Raw genomic sequence first — 19068 nt, 5'->3', positions numbered from 1 at the left:
GCCGAGGTGGGCGACATGGACCTGTTCGGAACCGCCGGGATCCGCGGCGGCGTCGCCGTTCGCCGCGCCGGCCGACTCCCGACGCCGGCGCTCGCGCACGCCTCGCGCGGCCGCTACGGCGTGATGCTCACCGCCTCGCACAACCCCCCCACGGACAACGGGATCAAGCTGTTCCGGGACGGCGCCGAGTTCGACCGCGACCTGGAGCGCGCCGTCGAATCGCGCGTCGCCGCCGAGGAGTCGGTCGCCCCGTGGGACGAGTGGACCCGGGCCGCCCGGACCGACCCGCTGGAGGGTTACCTGGACGACGTGTGCGAGTACGCCGCGGGGTTCGGCGCCGACCTCGACGGCCTCCGGGTCGCGGTCGACTGCGGCAACGGGATGAGCGCGCCCGCGACGCCGACCGTCCTCCGCGAACTCGGCGCCAGCGTGGTCACGCTCAACGGGAACGTCGACGGCCACTTCCCCGGCCGGGGGAGCAAGCCGACCCCGGAGACGCTGGCCGACCTGCGCGCGTTCGTCGCCGACGCCAACGAGGGCGTGGACGACCCCGGCCGCCCGAGGCCGGACGCCGAAGGCGACGGCGACGCGGAGGGATTCGCGTTCGCCATCGGCCACGACGGCGACGCCGACCGGATCGTGATCGTCGACGCGGACGGGGAGGTCGTCCACGAGGACACGGTGCTCGCGGTGCTCGCGGAGCGATACACCCGTACGAGCGGCGCGGCGGACCCGGTCGTCGTGACGACGCCGAACGCCTCCGGACGCATCGACGAGCGCGTCCGCGAGGCCGGCGGCCGCGTCGAGCGCGTGCGACTCGGCGCGCTTCACGAGGGGATCGCCGCGGTTCGCGGAGAGAGCGCCCCCGGCGACGATACCCGCGTCGTCTTCGCCGCCGAGCCGTGGAAGCACATCCACGTCGGCTTCGGCGGGTGGATCGACGGCGTCACCTCCGCGGCGGTGATCGCCCGTCTCGTCGCTGACGAGGGGCTGGACGCGCTCCGAGAACCGGTCACCGAACGCCCGTACCGGAAGGTGAGCGTCGCCTGCCCCGACGACGCGAAGGCGACGGCGATGGACCGACTGGAGACGGCCCTCCCCGAGGCGTTCCCCGACGCGGCGGTCGACACGGACCACGGCGTCCGGCTGGAGTTCGACGACGCCTCGTGGGCGCTGGTGCGTCCCTCCGGCACGGAGCCGTACGTCCGCGTGTACGCGGAGAGCGACGACGTCGACGCGCTCGTGGCCGAGGTCGAGGAGATCGTCGAGGACGCGGTCGCGGCGGCGTAGAGCGGCAGGCGGTTCGAGCGGCGAGACCCGGTGTTGATCCGTGTCGTTCTCCGCTCCGTTTACGACCGGTATCAATCCGGATTTGTGGATCAAAATCGCGACATTCGCCGGTGATTCCCCAGGTATTCGGCCGCTTCTTTCCACGAACGTGTCTCCTCAGTGCCGAGGGAACGACGAATTTATGCCGCGTTCCGACGGGGATACAGACGAGATGGCATCCGACTTCGAGCGGCGGCGGTTCATCAAGGCGGCAAGCGCAGCGGGCCTCATCGGTCTCGCCGGGTGTAGCGGCGGCCCGAGCGGGAGCGACGGGTCGGGCGGCGGGAACGCGTCCGACGGCTCTTCGGGTTCGGACGGCGGCGAGGGGTCGGACGAGCCCCCGGCGACGGTCGGCATCGTGTACTCCGACGGCGGCCTCGGCGACAACTCGTTCAACGACGCCGCACAGCAGGGAATTCTCCAGGCCGAAGAGGAGTTCGGCATCGCGTACGACGAGTCCGAGCCGGACGGGGCCGGCGAGTTCGGCCAGTTCCAGCAGCTGTACGCGAGCTCGACGGATCCGGACTACGACCTCGTCTCCTGTATCGGGTTCAACCAGGGCGACGCGCTCTCCGAGACCGCGCCGCAGTTCCCCGATCAGGACTTCATGATCGTCGACACGACGGTCGACGAGCCGAACGTCGCGAACTACCTGTTCCGCGAGCACGAGGGCTCGTTCCTGATGGGCGTCCTCGCCGGCCGGCTGACCGAGACCGACTTCTCCGCCGGCGCGGGGGCGACGGCGCCCGACTCGACGAACGTCGGATTCGTCGGCGGCGTCGACAGCCCCGTCATCCGCCGGTTCCAGGCCGGCTTCGAGGCGGGCGTCGACTACGCGTCCGACGACGTCGACGTCATCACGAGCTACGTCGGCAGCTACGCCGACCCCTCCGGCGGCCGGGAGCAGGCGCTGTCGATGTATCAGAGCGGCGCGGACATCGTCTACCACGCCGCGGGCGCGACTGGCGTCGGCGTGTTCCAGGCCGCCCAGTCCGAGGGTCGGTTCGCGTTCGGCGTCGACCAGGACCAGTCGGTCTCTGAGCCGTCGTTCGCCGACGTGATCGTCGCGTCGATGGTGAAGCGCGTCGACACCGCGGTGTACGAGTCGATCTCGAACGTGATCGACGGCAGCCATCAGGGCGGAAACACGATCGCGCTCGGCCTGGAATCGAACGGCGTCGAGTGCGTCTACGGCCAGGAGATCGGCGGTCAGGTACCGGAAGACATCAAGACCGCGGTGGCGGACGCGCGCGACGAGATCATCGCCGGCAACATCGACGTGCCGGAGACGACGAGCAACTGAGCCCGGGAACGCCGGCTCCCGAGCGCGCTCCGAGGCGGCTTCCGGTCTCGGAGTCCGGACTGACTTGCCCCGGTCTCGGAGTCCGGACCGACCCGGCGGACGCGACGTTCTCGACCGCTCGGGGTGCGTCAGCTCGGAATCCGCGCGTTTTTAGGCTCCGGCGCGGAGTTACGGGTGAATGAACCCGGCGGTCCACTTGGACGGTATCACGAAGCGATTCCCCGGGGTCGTCGCGAACGACGACGTTGATCTCGCGGTGGAGCGGGGGAGCGTCCACGCCCTGCTCGGGGAGAACGGGGCCGGCAAGACCACGCTGATGAACGTGCTGTACGGCCTCTACCGGCCGACCGACGGGACCGTCCGCCTCGACGGCGAACCGCAGTCGTTCGACTCGCCGCGGGACGCGATCGACGCCGGCGTCGGCATGATCCACCAGCACTTCATGCTCGTCGACCCGATGACGGTGTGGGAGAACGTCGTCTTGGGCAACGAGCCGACGACCTGGGGCGGACTGCGCGTCGACAGGGAGGCGGCTCGCGAGGCCGTCGTCGAACTGAGCGAGCGCTACGGCTTCGATGTCGACCCGGACGCAACGATCGCGGACATCTCGGTCGGGGAACAGCAGCGCGTCGAGATCCTGAAGGCCCTGTACCGCGGCGCCGACGTGCTCATCATGGACGAGCCGACCGCGGTGTTGACTCCGCAGGAGGTCGAGGAGCTGTACGGCGTCTTCGAGGAGCTCACCGACCAGGGCAAGACGATCATCTTCATCTCGCACAAGCTCGGCGAGGCGCTCTCCGCGGCCGACGAGATAAGCGTCCTGCGCGACGGCGTCAACGTCGGGACCGTCGCTACGTCGGACGTGACGCGGGAGGAGCTCGCGAAGATGATGGTCGGCCGGGAGGTGCTGATGGACCCCGCGACGACGCCCCAGGAGGCGGGCGACCGGGTGTTGGAGGTCACCGACCTCAGCGTCGACGACGACCGGGGCGTGGAGGCGGTCTCCGACCTCTCCTTCGAGCTCCGCGCCGGCGAGATCATGGGCGTCGCGGGCGTCGACGGAAACGGTCAGCTACAGCTCGTGGAGGCGATCACGGGCCTCCGCAGACCGTCGTCCGGAGACGTCCGCTACCGCGGCGAGCCGATGGCGGGGAAGACCCGCCGCGACCGGATCGACCGCGGGATGGCGTTCATTCCCGAGGACCGGCAGGAGCGGGGCCTCGTGATGTCCTACGATCTCACCGAAAACGCCATTCTCGGAAGCCAACACGACCCCCCGTTCGCCGAGAGGGGTCGGATCGACTGGCGGGCGTCCCGAGACCACGCCGAGTCCGTCATCGAGCAGTACGACGTGCGACCGCCCGACGCCGACGCCGAGGCAGAGTCGCTGTCGGGCGGTAACCAGCAGAAGTTCATCGTCGGCCGCGAGTTCGAGCGCGACCCCGACCTCGTCGTCGCGACGCACCCGACCCGCGGCGTCGACATCGGATCGACGGAGTTCCTCCACGATCGGCTGCTCGACCTTCGTTCGCAGGGGAAGGCCGTGCTTCTGGTGTCATCGAAGCTCGACGAGGTACAGGGGCTCTCCGACCGGCTCGCGGTGATGCACGAGGGCGAGTTCACCGGGGTCGTCGACCCCGCGACCGTGACCGAGGAGGAGATCGGTCTGCTGATGGCCGGCGAGTCGCTCGACGACGACTCCGTCGAGGGGGCGGCGCTTCACGAGGCGGCAAGCGAGGAGGTGGGGGGCGAGGAGACGGCAAGCGAGGGGGCGGCAACCGAGGAGGTCGAGGGCGAGAAGGCGGGCGAGGGGATCGACGACACGACCGCCGGCGACGAGGGGGTGGACGCGTGAGCGAATCGGACGCGGACGGGCGCCCGTCCGTCGTCGCCCGCCTCGTCGCGCCGTTCGTCGACCGGAGCGTCGCGGAGCGGCTCGTGATAAGCGTCGCCGCGATCCTGCTTTCGATCGTCATCGGCTTCGCGATCGTGCTCGTCTCGGGCCGGATCGCCGAGTGTACGACCGCGGCCTGGACGATGCCGCTCACGGGACTGGGGTTCTGTTACGACCCGGTCGAGGTGTACGTCGTGCTGTTCAACGGCGCGCTCGGCTACCCGTTCGCCGTCGGTGACCCCGGCCTGTTGAATCCCGAATGGACTCCGTTCAACCTCTCGTTCGGCCTGACGCTTTCGGAGACGACGCTGCTGATCTTCACGGGGCTGTCGGTCGCCGTCGCCTTCCGCGCCGGCCTGTTCAACATCGGAACGCAGGGGCAGCTCGTCGTCGGCGCGCTCGCGACCGCGCTCTCGGTCCTCGCGGTCGCGCCCCTGCTCCCCGCCGGTCGGATCGCCGGGGTCGTGCTGGTCGTCATCGGAGCCGCCGCCGGCGCCGTAGCCGGCGGGTTCTGGGGGGCGATACCCGGGGCGCTCAAGGCGTACGCCGACGCCAACGAGGTGATAACGACGATCATGCTCAACTTCGTCGCCGCGAACGTCGCGTACGTGCTCGTGTTGGAGGTGTTCCGCGCCGAGGGCTCCTCAGTGGTCGCCACCAGGTACGTCCCCGAATACGCCCAGTTCCTCCCGTGGCTGTTCCCGCAGTCCAGCGACTTCGCGCTGATCGCGCTCCTCGTCGGTGTCGTCTTCATCGGGGCGCTCTACTACTTCGTCGAGCACACGTCGCTCGGGTACGACCTCCGGACGAGCGGCGTCCAGGCGGCGGCCGCCGAGTACGGCGGCGTGAACGCGAAGCAGACGACCGTGCGGGCGATGACGCTGTCCGGCGCCCTCGGCGGCCTCGGCGGCTCGGTGTGGGTGCTGATGTCCGAGGGGCGGTGGATGGCCTCGGTCCCCGACCTCGGCTTCGACGGCATCACCGTCTCGATCCTGGCCGGAAACAACCCGATCGGCGTGTTGCCGGCGGCGTTCCTCTTCGGGGTCCTGAAGGGCGGCGCCCTGGAGATCGGCTTCCGGACGGACGTCCCCACGGAGCTCGTCGCGGTGTTGCGCGGGCTCATTATCCTGTTCGTCGCGATGCCGGAATTCTTCCGGATGATCGGGCGATACACCGGCGTCGGCGGGCCCCCAGGCGGCGTCCCGGGGACGACCGAGCCGGACGAGACCGCCGGCGGTGACCGGGGTGAGACCGATGCGTAACCCGCTCGCGGCCGCGTCGATCCCGATCCTCGACGACCTGATCGAGTCGGACTACGTGCGCTCGCTGGTCGTCGGCACCGCCGGGCTGCTCGCGCTGCTCGGCGCGTTCGGGCTCGCGTTCCCGGGTTCGGTCGCGGGCGACCTCGCCGGTATCGTCTTCTCGACGAGCACCGCGACGTCGACGGCGCGGCTCGCGGCGCCCATCGTGCTCGCCGGGCTGGGCGGCATCTTCGCCGAAAAGTCGGGCGTCATCAACATCGGGCTGGAGGGACTGCTCATCATCTCGGCGTTCGTGTCGGTGTACGCCGCGTCGGTCGTCGGCATCGGGAACGCCGTCCTCGGCGTCCCGGCGCTCGCGGTCGGGTTCCTCGCCGGCATCGCCGCGTCGACGCTCCTGTCGGCGCTGTTCGCGGTCGTCTGCATCGAGTTCAAGGCCGACCAGATCATCGCCGGGCTGGCCGTCTGGCTCATCGCGTTAGGGCTCGCGCCGTTCATGTCGACCGTGTTCTTCGGCGGCGTCAACACGCCGAACCTCGGCGCGAACGTCGGATGGCGGTACTCGACCGCGATGGTGATCGTCGCGACCGTCGGCTCGTGGTGGCTGTTGAACCAGACCGGCTTCGGGAAACACCTCCGGGCGGCCGGCGAGAACCCGAAGGCGCTCGACACGGTCGGCGTCTCGGTCTCGAAGGTGCGGTACGCCGGCGTCCTGCTTTCGGGCGTCCTCTCCGGGGTCGGCGGCTCGGCGCTGGCGCTGTCGATCGGGCAGTTCGTCGGCTCCGGCGAGACGATGGTTCAGGGGAAGGGGTTCATCGCCATCGTCGCGTACCTGTTCGGCAACTACAACCCGCTCGGGACGCTCGGCGCCGGCGTGCTGTTCGCCGGCCTCGACGCGACCCAGATCCGCCTCCAGCAGCTCGGCTACGCGATTCCGGACACGCTGGTCCAGACCATCCCGTACGTCATGGTGATCGTCGTGCTCGCGCTGGTCGGCCGGACCCAGATCCCCGAGGCCGCGGGCGAACACTACGAGACCGAGGAGTAGAGACGGCGAGGGGAACGGCCGCCGCGAACGCCGCCCCGCGGTCAGTCCGACGCGCTCGGGTCGTCGGCCGGCGACGGCAGCCGCAGGTCGGCGAAGTCGTCGGCGTCGCCGACGCCGGTGACGATCTTGACCTCGTCCGTGATCGGGACGCCGACGCAGGAGAGGCGCGCGTTCTCCTCGCGGATCTGCTCGTCGGAGAGGACCGACTGGCCCGGCATCGCCACGTCGCCCTCGACGACGATCACGGCGCAGTTCGAGCAGGCGCCGCCGCGACAGGCGTACGGCCACGAGCGCCCGCCGCGTTCCGCGGCCTCGAGGATCGACTCGCCGGGCTCGACGAGGAACCGACCGTACGCCGGCAGGTCGAGGTCGGCCTCGGCCGCCTTCTCGAAGAGGTCGTCGTCGTCGACCGCCCAGCCGCGCTCGGCCATCACGTCGCGGTCGAGGTGGTAGACGGTCGACGGCGTGCCGGTACGCACCGGCTCGACCGACCCCTCGGCGTACCGCCGGACCACGTCCGCCGCTTCCGGGACCGGTTCGTCGGCGAGGCCGTCGAACCAGTCACGGACCGTCGCGGGCGCGAGGTTCGACTCGGCGGCGACCGCCTCGATGTCGACCCCTTCGAGCCGGGCGACGGTCGAGACGAACCCCGACGAGTCGAGCGTCGCTATCGTCTCCTCGACCCACTCCTCGGAGCGACCGTACCACGAGGCGAGTTCCGCCGTGCCGATCCCCCGGTCGTACGCGACGGCGGTCATCAGCGCCGCGGTCGCCTCCGACGACCTGACCTCCGGGAGCCACGCCCGGATCCGATCGGCGTCCGTCTGATCGAGTTGGCCCATACCCGTACCACGCGGCTCCGGGGCGTTAAACGGTGAGCCTGAACAGTTAGGCCTCGCGGGCGCGTCCGTCGGACCGCGGTCCGCCCCGGAATCCGTCGCCTCCGACGCGACCGAAACGGGAGCAAAGAGTTTTGCCGGGCGCACGACACGGTCCGGTAATGGATATCGACGAGTACGACGTCGTCGTGGCGGGCGCCGGGACCGCCGGCTGTTACGCCGCCGCGACGATCGCGAACGAGGGGCTCGACGTCGTCATCGTCGAGCGGAAGGACGAACAGGAGGCCGGCCACATCGCCTGCGGCGACGCGCTGAAGGGGGCCGACGCCTTCCCCGAGGCGATCCCGAAAGACCGGCTCGAACCCGCGTTCACGAACACCGGCGTCGACCACGGTCGGTTCGAGATCCCCCAAGAGGACACGGTCTTGGAGATCCCGGTGCCCGGGGAACTCGCCGTCATCGACCGCTGGGAGTACGGCCGACAGATCATCGCCGGCGCCGAAGACGCGGGCGTCGACTTCCACTACGACACCGTCATCAACGACGTGGCGCAAGACGAGACGGGCCGCGTCACGGGGCTTCACGCGGTGCGGAAGGGCGACCCCCGGACCTACGCCGCGGACGTCGTGATCGACGGCGCCGGGTCGCTCTCGCTGCTCCAGGACAAGGCCGACTTCGAGGGGACCACCTTCGACACGAACGTCCGGTACTCGCAGTTCTGCTCGGCGTACCGCGAGATCGTCGAGGTGCCGGAGCCGGTCGAGTGGGACGACGCCTTGGTGTTCAAGGCGACCGACCGCGCCGCGGGCTACCTCTGGTACTTCCCGCGGACCAGCACCGAGATCAACGCCGGGCTCGGCTTCCAGATGACCGAGGAGCCGATGCAGCTCGTCGAGTCGCTGAAGGAGGACCTCCGGGACCGGCCCGAGTTCGAGGGCGCGGAGGTCACGGACAAGCTCGGCGCCGCCCTCCCCACGCGTCGCCCCTACGACTCGGCGGTCGCGCCGGGGTACATGGCGGTCGGCGACGCCGCCGGCCACGTGAACCCGACGACGGGCGGCGGGATTGCGGGGGCCGCATACGCGGGCAAGTACGCCGGCGAACAGGCGGTGAAGGCGGTCTCCGACGGCGACGTGACCGAGGAGAACCTCTGGCGGTACAACACCCGCGTGATGGACCACTTCGGCGGGCGCTACGCCGGTCTCGACGTGTACAACGTCCTCTCGACCGCGGTCGACGTCGACGACCTGATGGGGCTGCTCGCGTCGCTGCCGGGCGAGAAGCTCGCGGAGGCGCTGTACGAGGGGTCGACCTCGATGTCCTTCGGGCTGAAGGTGAAGGCCGCGATCAAGAGCTTCGGCTACTGGGGGACGATCCGAAACTTCTACCAGACGAAGTCGCTGGCCGACGAGCTGCTCGCCCACTACGACGAGTACCCGACGAGCCCCGCCGCGATGGCCAACTGGACCCGCGAGCGCGACGCCATCATGGACCGCGTGTACGAGACGACCGGCGCCGACGCGAAGTACTGAAGCGTGAGCGGCTACCGACTCACGACCGTCGAGACGGTGCGCGAGGAGGGCTCGTGGGCGTTCACCGCCCGCGAGGGCGACGAGGACCGCGAGGTGTTCCTCGTGCCGTGCGCGGACGAGCCGGGTGAGGCCGACGATTCCGTCGATCCGCCCGTCCGCGCGTGGATCAACCGCTGTACCCACGAGGACCAGCGCCTCCACCGCGAAGGGATAGGAGCCGTGACGCGGGGCGGCTCCGTCGTCTGCCCGAAGCACGGCTCGGCGTTCGATTCCTGTGAGGGCTCCTGCGACAACGGCGAGGCCGCCGGGACGACGCTCCGCTCGATCGACGTCGATGTGCGCGACGGCGCTGTGTTCCTCACGGACGACGACCTCACCTACCTCTACGAGGGGTTACCGGACGACGACGGCGACGACGAGGGGCCGGCGTCGAGCTCGCACCTGACGTTCTGAGTTGCGAAGATCCGAGAGGCAGACTCGTGGTCGGCTCCTTTTAAATAGGCGACTGTGCGGTGACGTTCATCGAAGCCCCAGCCACTCGGCTGTACGGTTTTGTATATAAGTGATCGTTCGACACCAACACCGACACCACCGAAGTCTCAACCGCTCGGCTGTACGCGGCCGTTTATAGATGACAGATCGATACCGACACCGCCGAAGCCCCAGCCGTGAGGGCTCGGTGCGCTCGCTGCGCTCCTCGTCGCTCGTTTCACTCGCTCCTGCGGTGCTTTCGTCGCGCGCCTTCGCCCTCACGGCTGCCCCTTCGAGTCCCGCCCGGCACCGCACCTCACACCTCCCCAGCCTCGCCGCTCGCTCCGGGCTCCCTACGGTCGCCCGTCGCTCACGGCGTCCCTCGCACGCGCTCCTCGCAGCCGCCTAGGCCGGCCGCTCGGAGGCGCGCGCTACCGCAGTTGTTTATAAAAGCCGTCGCGGATGCTTTTAAATATCGGCAGAGAAGCGCGCCAGGGTCTTACGGCCGCGTCTCGGCGACCCGCCGGATCGCGCCGGCGATCACGTCGATGCCGATCCCGATGTCGTCCTCGACGACGTCGAAGTCGCTCGTGTGGTGGCCGCCGGGGTGGTCGGTACCGACGCCGAGGTAGCAGGCGAGCCCGCCCTGCTCCTGGACGTAGTTCATCAGGTACGTCGCGTCCTCGGAGCCGCCGAGCTCGTCGCTGTCGACGATGTTCGTGACGCCCGAGACGTCGCCCGCAGACTCCCGCACGAGCCCCGCGAGCGCGTCGTCGCTCGTCGCGCTGGGCGCTTCGCCGAGCGTGGAGACGTCGACCTCGCAGTCGTGCATCTCCGCGGCCGAGTCGAGGACCCGGTCGGCGTGGTCGGACATGTACTCGGCGAGGTCGGTCGTCTGCCCGCGCACTTCGCCCTCGATGTACGACTCCTCGGGGATGATGTTCGTCGCGGTGCCGCCGCCGACGAGTCCGGCGTTCACCCGCGTCGGGCCGTCCGCGTGCCGCGGGATGGCGTAGAGGTTCTGGATCGCGGCCGCCATCGCCTGAACCGTGTTCCGGCCCTGCTCGGGGCGCGCGCCGGCGTGCGCGGGTTCGCCCGTGAACTCGGCGAGGAAGTGCCGCACCGCGAGGAACCCCTCGATGCCGCAGACGACCTCGCCGGAGGGGTGGTCGAGGCCGACGTGGACCGCGTACAGGTAGTCGACATCGTCGAGGTGGCCCGACTCGGCCATCGGCTTGCCGCCGACGATCTGCTCTTCGCCCGGCTGGAAGAACACCTTCAGCGTGCCCGAGAAGTCGGAGTCGAGGATCACGTCGAGCGCGCCGAGCCCCATCGTCGCGTGGGCGTCGTGGCCGCAGGCGTGCATGAACCCCTCGTGTTCGGAGCGGAACCCCTCACCGGCCGGGACGTGGTCGCCCGACTCCGACTCCGTGATCGGGAGCCCGTCGATGTCGACCCGCAGACCGACCACCGGGCCGTCGCCGCGCTCGACGACCGCGACGCAGCCGGTGTAGCCGCCCGAGAGCTGTTCGAGGACTTCGGGATCGGCGCCCGCCTCGCGGGCCCGCTGTTCCCACTCCGCCAGCTCCTCGTCGTCGGGGACGTTCAGGCGCTCGTCGGCTGCCAAGGCGTCGGGCCCGACGTGGAGACCCGTCAGGTCCCGCTCGCGGAGGGCCTCGACGATGCGCGCGGTGGTGTAGAACTCGCGCCACGCGGGCTCGGGGTGGCGGTGAAGGTCGCGTCGGAAGCTTCGGTACTCGCCGCTGTCGAGAGCGCTCATACGTCCGGGTGGCCCGGCGACCGCTTAAACGATCGCCTGTCGGAGAAAAGGGGTAACCTTAGCGTGAAGAGTGCGGCCGAGCAAGGGTGAGTTGGTGACTCGAAGATGCTCGACCGCGTGGTCGCGAAAACACGCGATCAGAAAGTATTTTCCCGTGAAGATACCCCGACCGAACAGCGTGTCGAAGCAGCGTTTTTGTATTAGCCGATCTCCCGTATCGGCGCGTTGAGCGGGTAGTCTGGCGCTCATACGAGGCCCTGCGCCGGTGGTATCAGGAGACCGCTGGGTCAAATCCTTCGCAGCTCTCCACAATGCCATCCCCTAGCCTTGACCCCCTCCTCGTATGAAGGGCCCTGTTCAAATCGTAATCGGGCGGGCGAGCCAACAGCTACGTTCAGTCCTGCTTTTCGCCAGGGTTCACAGCGCTACCAGCTGGTCTCACAGGGTGTTTGGTAGGCCTTTGGAGTGCTAATGCACTCACCCCAGCACCGATAGCGAGGACAGCTCCGATACCAAAGGTAAACGTCCACGAAGTAACGGTTACCAGCCAGCCGGCGACCGCGCCACCGAAGATACCACCCCACATTTTCCCAGAGTAGAGTAGCGCATAGTTCGACGAGGAGTGAGCCTCTCCATAATACTCACCGACCAAGCTTGGAAACAGCGTGTACTGCGGACTCCAGAAGAACGTTGCTAACACGACACTCCCCACGAACAAGACCGTTGACCCCGCTTGAGCGGCGAAAACCAGGCTGCCAACGCCGATTCCACACAAGGCAAATGAGACCGCCATGATGTATCGTCGGTCAAACCGGTCGGAGAGGTCGCCCATGACTAGGCGACCGATCCCGGCCGCAACGGGCAACATTGTCGCCGAGAGCGTGGCCGTATTCTCGGTTAACGACATCGCCTGCGCAAATGAGATCACCTTCGCAGTCACCATGAGACCAGCTCCGCTCACCGCAACGAACATTGCGTACATAAGCCAAAACTGCCAGGTTCGAGCTGTTTCGCGCCATGTATACTGAAAATTCGCCGCTGAGGCCTGATCGGCCGGAGCCTCGTTCGATTCTTTACTGTCCCTGAACCAGTTTGGCGGCGGATCCCGTAGCAGCACTGCCGTCAGGAGGACAACGACAAAGATGAGGACACCCATCAGTCGCAATACTCTGCTGTACGCGTCAACAGCAGCGTTGGCACGAACGAACGGGACAAACAGTGCTGCGCCACCGGCGAAAGCCATTGTCCCGACACCAGTGGTCAGCCCGCGGCGGTCGGGGAACCATTTCAGGGCTGTGTTCACCGCGACGGTGTACACGATGCCAACGCCGATCGCCCCCAGCGAGTACAGTACGTAGAGGTGCCACACTGTCGTTGCGTACGTGATACCGATGTATCCACCACCGGCGAGCACTGCTGCGATGGCGGTCAGGTTTCGCGGCCCGTGTCGGTCACGCCACCAGCCAACAGGAAACTGTGAGCCAGCCTGAAATATCACGAACAGCGTGAACACGAGCCCCAGTGCGGGCAATGCGATCCCGAGATCTCGCGCCAGCGGTCCTTCGATCGACGACCAGACGTATTGGTAGGGACTCACCACGCCCATCGAGCCCGCAGCAGCGACGATTAACCACCACCGCGAGAAACCCAAGTGGTCATGAGCTGCTGTGCCCGGATCGTCGGTCGTAGACGCAGCAGACGCGTGGGAATCATCCCCCGACATCGTTTCCGTACGGACTCTGTGCTGCGCGGTCAGCCTCGTCACGGTCGTTCCAGTGACACGCCGACCGGTGCCGCTCGGGGTCGGACTCGGCGCTCTGCTCGACCGGTTGGAGCGCTGGCTCATCGGCTTCGCACTCCTCGTCGATGTACTCCGGACAACGGGTATGGAACGGACATCCCGATGGTGGGTCGATAGGACTTGGTGGATTCCCATCGAGATGGACGGTTCGCCGCCCCATTTCGCCGGTGATACTCGGGATTGCTGCCAGCAGTGACTTCGTGTAGGGATGAGCCGGTGCCTCAAAGATATCGTGTGTCGGCCCCTCCTCTACGATCTTTCCCAAATACATGACTGCGATACGATCACTGACGTGCCGCACCACCGATAGGTCGTGTGCGATAAAAACGTACGAGAGGCCGTACTCCTGTTGGAGGCGTTTCATTAAGTTGATGATCTGTGCCTGGACGCTCACGTCGAGTGCGCTAACCGGCTCGTCGGCAATGATGAGTTTCGGTTCCACGGCAAGGGCACGCGCGATACCGACACGCTGGCGCTGGCCGCCGGAAAACTCGTGTGGATAGCGGTCGCGCAAGTCGGGTGAGAGGCCAACCTCCTCGAACAACTCGGCGACACGTTCGTCTTTGGCCTCACCAGTCGCGATGTCGTGGACCGCCAGCGGCTTGCCGACAATCTCCCCGACTGTTTTTCGTGGGTTCAGCGATGAAAGCGGATCCTGAAAGATGACCTGAACATCTTTTCGGAGCGCTTTCAGCCGGTCCCCTTCGGCGTCAGAGATCTCTTCACCGTCGAAATGGATGGTCCCAGCAGTCGGTTCGTAGAGTCGAGACAGTGTGCGCCCGAGGGTGGACTTCCCACACCCGGACTCACCGACCACACCGAGGGTTTCCCGCTCGGCGAGCGTCAGGTCTACCCCGTCGACGGCGTGAACCCACTCGTCATCACCGAACAGGCGGTCGAGGAAGCTCTGTTCAACTGGAAAGTGCTTTTTCAGGCCCTTCGCACTCAGCAGCGGTTCACCGCCCGACTCGGCTGACTGACCACCTGTGGTATCGGTGACTGATGATTCGAATTGGCTACTCATCTGTACTCCCCTCCGAAGTTGGGCCGCTGCGGGGTGACCAGATCGTCGCTGGCCTCGTGTTCTTGGATGAGTTGTTTCGCCTCCGCGTCGTCGACACGCTGGACCTCGTCCCCGTCGTTGGCAACCGCATCGTTATAGAGGTGACACCACGTTCGATGGCCGGGCTCCTCCGCTGAGTAGGCGACAAGCGGCTCCTCACAGAGAGAGAATGCGGCGTCACACCGGGTTCGAAACGGACAGCCCTGCGGTTTGGCCGTCGGGTCGGGAACGTTGCCTTCGATAGCATCGAGCCACTCACGGTCGTCGTCCGTCCGGGGGATGGAATCTATCAACCCTCGCGTGTACGGGTGGCGAGGATCTTCGAAGAGCGTCCTGGTATCAGCCGTCTCCATCATTTCGCCCGCGTACATCACGGCCACGCGGTCGCACGTTTCGCGGACGACTGCTAAGTCGTGCGTGATGAGCATGATAGAGACGCCGAACTCATCGCGCAGATCGAGCAGTTCGTTGAGGATCTGGGCTTCGATCGTCACGTCGAGAGCGGTAGTCGGCTCATCAGCGATAATCAGGTCAGGATCGCCGGCGAGCGCTTGCGCGATCATCACCCGTTGTTTCATCCCGCCGGACAACTGGTGCGGGTACTCGTTCGCCCTGTCGGCCGGGTCTGGAATGCCGACGGTGTCCAGCAACTCGACCGCTCGTTGCCACGAGGCGCTTGACTCGCTGGTGCCGGTGACGTACTTCCGCCGGAGTTCTGCGAACAGCGACTGCGATTCACCGACATCACCGTGGTGGCGAACGACCTCAGCGATTTGCTCGCCAACGGTCATCACCGGGTTGAGCGACGACATCGGATCTTGGAAGATCATCGAGATGTCGTTGCCACGGATCTCGCGGAGGGCTGCCTCATCTTTGGTGAGGAGGTCTTCATCCCGGAAGCACAGCCGATCGGCGGTAACGGTCGCGCCGTCAGCGAGACCCAACAACGAGAGAGCGGTGACGGATTTTCCGGAACCTGACTCACCGACGATGCCGAATACCTCCCCCTCGTTAATCGCGAAGGAAACCCCGTCAACGGCCGGGACATCTCCACGTTCTGTGGTGAACGTCGTGTGGAGATTATCAACAGCCAGCAGCGGCGGTTCCTCGGTGACAGTAGTCGATACGGACGGACCAGCCCGCTGTGTAGGACGTGGTTGCGAGCTCATGTTTGACCAGTCTCTTTCACGTCGAAGGCATCACGTAGTGCGTCGCCGAAGAGGTTGATTCCAAGCACAGTCACCATGATGGCGATCCCCGGAATGATGGAGATCCACCACGCCTGCGTGATGAATCCGCGACCCTGTCCCAGGAGGGCTCCCCACGTCGGTGTCGTCGGTTTAACGCCCAGTCCGAGGAACGACAGGGTGCTCTCAGCGAGGATCGCTCGCGCCGTGAAGATTGTGAATTGGACAATAAGCGGCGCAACCGTGTTCGGGAACACTTCTTCGAAGATGATCTCATAGTCTTCGAGCCCGACGCTCTTCGCCGCCATGGTATACTCCTCTTCACGGATCGCCAGGACCTCGCCACGGGCCAACCGTGCGAAATCATCGATATAGGCGAACCCGATAGCGACCATGACATTCCAGAACCCCTGGCCGAAGATCGCGACTAGCATAATGGCGATGAGTAGCCACGGGAACGCCCACATGACGTCGACGGCCCGCATCAGCAGGTCGTCGATGTACCCACCGTAGTAGCCTGCGAACAAGCCGATCAGGATTCCGAGGACCGCTCCAAATGTAACCGCCCCGAGGCCAACGGCCAGCGAAATCCGGGCGCCGTACATCAGCCGTGACAGGAGGTCCCGGCCGAATGAGTCCGTGCCGAGTGGGTTGGCACTCAACGGGTCCGGTGGCATCAGTATCGGGAACTGTTGGGACATCGGGTCGTACGGCGCCAGCATCGGCGCAAAGATAGCCGACAGCCCGAACAGCGCGACAACGAGGAACCCGATCTTCGCTCTGAGGTCACGCCGAATCGTTTTGATGAACCGCTCAAGCAGGTCAGACCGGATTCCAAAGGTCTTCCCGCTCTCACTCGAGCCGCTGAACGCACTTTCGACGAGATCAGAGACCGACATCACTCACTACCTCCGTACTTGATCTGCGGGTTGATCGACGTGTATAACACGTCCACGAGCAGGTTCATGAACACGAACACGAACGAGATGAGGATCACCGCTCCCTGGATAGCTGGGAAATCCCGGCGTTGGATCGACGCAATCAGCAGCCGGCCGAGCCCCTGGATCCCGAACACGATTTCAACAGCGACGACGCCGCCGAGCAGCACGCCCAGCAGGATACCCGCGACGGTAACGATCGGGATGAGAGCGTTCTGTAACCCGTGTTTAAAAACGATCAGCCGGCCGTCTAACCCCTTGGCTCGCGCCGTTCGCATGTAGTCTTCGTTCAGCACTTCCATCATTGACGACCGAGTCATCCGCATCAAGATCCCGCCGTAGGGGAGCCCGACCGCCAAGGCCGGCAGAATGATGTGTTTTAGCCAGGGGATGATCCCCTGCCGGAACGACACGTAGCCGAACGCCGGCACCCAGCCGAGCCGGTCAGCGAAAATGATCAACAAGACAATACCGATCCAGAACCCAGGCATGCTGATACCGATGAACGAGACCGTCGTCGCGACGTAGTCTTCCCACTGGTACTGTTTGACGGCGCTGGTGATGCCAGCGGGAATAGCTATCAACAGCGCAATTAGCATCCCGAGCCCAGCAATACTCAGCGTCGGTTCAGCCACACCAATGAGCATCTGGAGGACACTCTGGTCGCTAAACACCGAGGTGCCGAGATCTCCTTGTAAGATCCGGCCCATCCACCGGATATACTGAACGTACAGCGGTTCCGTGAGGCCCATCTCCTCCCGGAGTGCCGCAATGGCTTCGGCGCTGGCGTCGCCGCCGAGCAGGACTCGTGCTGGGTCGCCAGGGATGGCTCTGACGGCAAAGAACACGATTGTTGCAACAATGTAGATTACCACCAGCGCGTGAGCGACTCGCTTGGCGATATAGCGACGCATCCCCATTACGGATCACCCCTAACGAGCCAGGTTGACATCGCCCGAGCTGTCAGTGTGAACAGCATGTTACTCCTCGAGGTAGGCGCGATGGAAGTTGCTCAAGCCAATCTGGTTGCCTACATTTTTGAGCTGTGTCACGCTCCCTTTCGGAGTGAGGGGGAACGTCGTCATCGCGAACGGCGCGTCTTCGAGGAAGATTTGCTCGGCCTCTCGGACGTATTCGATCCGTTCGTCCTGGTTCGGTGTGTTGAATGATTTTGAAAGCGCTTCGTCGAAATTCTCGTTGGAGTAGAGGTTCTTTTGCCACGCACCCGAGGATCCCTCCTCCATCGGCGTGCGGAGCTGTTTCCACCACGACATCCACGGGTCGATGTCGCCGCCACCGCCGTACATCATGAACATGTGATTGTATCGGTAGATATTATCCCAGTAGGACGACTCCTGCTGGACGTCGAGTGTGGCATCGATACCGACGTTCGATAGCTGCTGTTGTAACACGGTCATCACCCGTTCGTCGGTCGGAGTGCCAAGAATGCTTCCGGAGAACCGTGGTTCGCCGGTGTACCCGGCTTCGTCTAATAGTTCTCGAGCTCGCTCGGGATTATACATTTGAGCGTTTTCCGGCTGTTCTTGATATGCCCAGGCAATAGCAGGGTTGATCAGGCTGTGTGCGGGCTCAGCGAAGCCAAAGTACGCGGTGCTGACCAGCTCCTCTCGGTCGATGGCCATCGCTACCGCCTGCCGGACTCGCCGATCCGTCGTGGGGATATCCGTTCCCTCCCACGCATCGGTCGGCTGGTCGTTACCGCTCGCGTACGACTGCCGTTCAGCCCACTCATCGGAGGCCGGATCATTACACAGCATCGCCAAACACGACCACTCGCCAGAGCTGACCCCCGCAACATCGACACTTCCACCCCCGCCCTGTACCTGCCGCGCGTTCTGAGGTGGGAGTTCGTCGGCATACTGGATCCCGTCGGTCGTAATTGCGCTCCACATTGTGGAGGGTTCAGGAATGAGGTTGATGACAACCTCGTCAAGGTACGGGAGACTATTGCCCTCTGAGTCGGTCTCCCAGTAATCGTCGAACGCCGTCAGGGTGAGCGACTCTCCCGTGGACCGTTCCGTGAGTTCGAATGGGCCCGACCCGACGGGGTAACGCCGGTAGCGTTGGGGGTCCTCCTCGACTGCCGTTTTATTGACGATGGTTCCAGCCCGTCCCGGACCGCGCGTGAGGAATGTGATAAACGGAGCAACGGGCCTCGAGAGATTAATTCGGAGCGTCGTCGCATCCGGCGCCTCCACACTTTCGATATCAGCTACCTTCCCGATATGAGGCGAGTCATCGAGCCCCATCAATCGCTCAATGGACCACTTGATCGCGGAGGCGTCGAGTGTGTCTCCGTTGTGGAACGTCATTCCCTCGCGAATGGTGAACTCGTAGGTCGTGTTGTCAGGCAGCGTCCAATCGCTTGCCGCATCGCCCACGATCTCACCGTTGCGGTCCAGTTTGACGATACCCGAAAAGATGTTTGAGAAAATCGTGATCTGCTGGTAGAGATCAACGTAGTGGGGATCAAGCACCTCCACCGCGTTGAATGCCCAGCCGGCCTCAATAGAGCCGCCCATATTGGAATCACTATCGCTACCATCACCACCGTCCCCACCGTTACTGCCGTCAGACCCTGGCTGACTACCATCACCAGTACA

15 protein-coding genes are annotated in these 19068 nt (G+C 65.6%); 7 read left to right on the top strand and 8 right to left on the bottom strand.

From position 1 onward, the window contains the following. The 5 genes from EXE45_RS11630 to EXE45_RS11610 all read left to right on the top strand — a co-directional run. Nucleotides 1-1290, top strand: a 1290-nt coding sequence (locus tag EXE45_RS11630; RefSeq protein ID WP_137694438.1) for a phosphomannomutase, incomplete at its 5' end; no start/stop codon positions are given. A gap of 211 nt (nt 1291-1501) precedes the next feature. After that, a complete protein-coding gene (locus tag EXE45_RS11625; protein WP_137694437.1) occupies nt 1502-2632 on the top strand; it encodes a BMP family protein in 1131 nt (376 codons plus the stop codon). A gap of 178 nt (nt 2633-2810) precedes the next feature. Further along, entirely contained in the window at nt 2811-4487 is a 1677-nt protein-coding gene (locus EXE45_RS11620) for an ABC transporter ATP-binding protein (protein WP_092922163.1), read from the top strand. Continuing rightward, nucleotides 4484-5788 carry an ABC transporter permease gene (locus EXE45_RS11615; RefSeq protein WP_092922165.1) on the top strand — a complete coding sequence of 435 codons (1305 nt, stop codon included), beginning with the start codon at nt 4484-4486 and terminating at the stop codon, nt 5786-5788. Before EXE45_RS11620 ends, EXE45_RS11615 begins: the two co-directional genes overlap by 4 nt. Then, complete coding sequence (locus EXE45_RS11610; protein ID WP_092922167.1) at nt 5781-6833, top strand: ABC transporter permease; 1053 nt, start codon at nt 5781-5783, stop codon at nt 6831-6833. The genes EXE45_RS11615 and EXE45_RS11610 overlap by 8 nt, the downstream gene beginning before the upstream one ends. 41 nt (nt 6834-6874) lie before the next feature. Here the strand turns inward: EXE45_RS11610 and fer are convergent, their stop codons facing one another. Further along, nucleotides 6875-7675 (bottom strand): ferredoxin Fer, encoded by an 801-nt coding sequence (fer, locus tag EXE45_RS21710; protein WP_092922169.1) that lies wholly within the window; start codon nt 7673-7675, stop codon nt 6875-6877. Nucleotides 7676-7833: 158 nt separating this feature from the next. On the opposite strand from fer, the gene EXE45_RS11600 reads away from it, so the two are divergent. Together EXE45_RS11600 and EXE45_RS11595 are read left to right on the top strand one after the other, a co-directional pair. Further along, nucleotides 7834-9204, top strand: a complete 1371-nt coding sequence (locus EXE45_RS11600; RefSeq protein WP_092922171.1) for a geranylgeranyl reductase family protein — start codon at nt 7834-7836, stop codon at nt 9202-9204. A gap of 3 nt (nt 9205-9207) precedes the next feature. Continuing rightward, nucleotides 9208-9657 (top strand): Rieske 2Fe-2S domain-containing protein, encoded by a 450-nt coding sequence (locus tag EXE45_RS11595; protein WP_092922173.1) that lies wholly within the window; start codon nt 9208-9210, stop codon nt 9655-9657. A 517-nt stretch (nt 9658-10174) separates the two neighbouring features. Here EXE45_RS11595 and EXE45_RS11585 read toward each other — a convergent pair. From EXE45_RS11585 to EXE45_RS11555, 7 genes are all read right to left on the bottom strand, one after another. Then, nucleotides 10175-11455: an amidohydrolase gene (locus tag EXE45_RS11585; protein WP_092922175.1), complete on the bottom strand. Its 1281-nt coding sequence runs from the start codon at nt 11453-11455 to the stop codon at nt 10175-10177. 394 nt (nt 11456-11849) lie between these two features. Further along, nucleotides 11850-13178: an OFA family MFS transporter gene (locus EXE45_RS11580; RefSeq protein ID WP_092922177.1), complete on the bottom strand. Its 1329-nt coding sequence runs from the start codon at nt 13176-13178 to the stop codon at nt 11850-11852. Further along, nucleotides 13165-14280 carry an ABC transporter ATP-binding protein gene (locus tag EXE45_RS11575; protein WP_092922179.1) on the bottom strand — a complete coding sequence of 372 codons (1116 nt, stop codon included), beginning with the start codon at nt 14278-14280 and terminating at the stop codon, nt 13165-13167. Before EXE45_RS11575 ends, EXE45_RS11580 begins: the two co-directional genes overlap by 14 nt. Further along, nucleotides 14277-15488 carry an ABC transporter ATP-binding protein gene (locus EXE45_RS11570; RefSeq protein WP_137694435.1) on the bottom strand — a complete coding sequence of 404 codons (1212 nt, stop codon included), beginning with the start codon at nt 15486-15488 and terminating at the stop codon, nt 14277-14279. Before EXE45_RS11570 ends, EXE45_RS11575 begins: the two co-directional genes overlap by 4 nt. Continuing rightward, the gene (locus EXE45_RS11565) at nt 15485-16405 is read right to left on the bottom strand and encodes an ABC transporter permease (protein WP_092922183.1); all 921 of its coding nucleotides are present in this window, start codon (nt 16403-16405) and stop codon (nt 15485-15487) included. The genes EXE45_RS11570 and EXE45_RS11565 overlap by 4 nt, the downstream gene beginning before the upstream one ends. Beyond that, complete coding sequence (locus tag EXE45_RS11560; RefSeq protein WP_092923237.1) at nt 16405-17358, bottom strand: ABC transporter permease; 954 nt, start codon at nt 17356-17358, stop codon at nt 16405-16407. The genes EXE45_RS11565 and EXE45_RS11560 overlap by 1 nt, the downstream gene beginning before the upstream one ends. A gap of 66 nt (nt 17359-17424) precedes the next feature. Further along, entirely contained in the window at nt 17425-18987 is a 1563-nt protein-coding gene (locus tag EXE45_RS11555) for an ABC transporter substrate-binding protein (protein ID WP_158293695.1), read from the bottom strand. Nucleotides 18988-19068 lie beyond the last annotated feature (81 nt).

This window comes from Halorubrum sp. SP9 (genome assembly GCF_005435015.1).
Classification (GTDB): domain Archaea; phylum Halobacteriota; class Halobacteria; order Halobacteriales; family Haloferacaceae; genus Halorubrum; species Halorubrum sodomense.
Note: the sequence above shows the minus strand (reverse complement) of the source record. Positions and strands in the feature narration are given on the sequence as shown.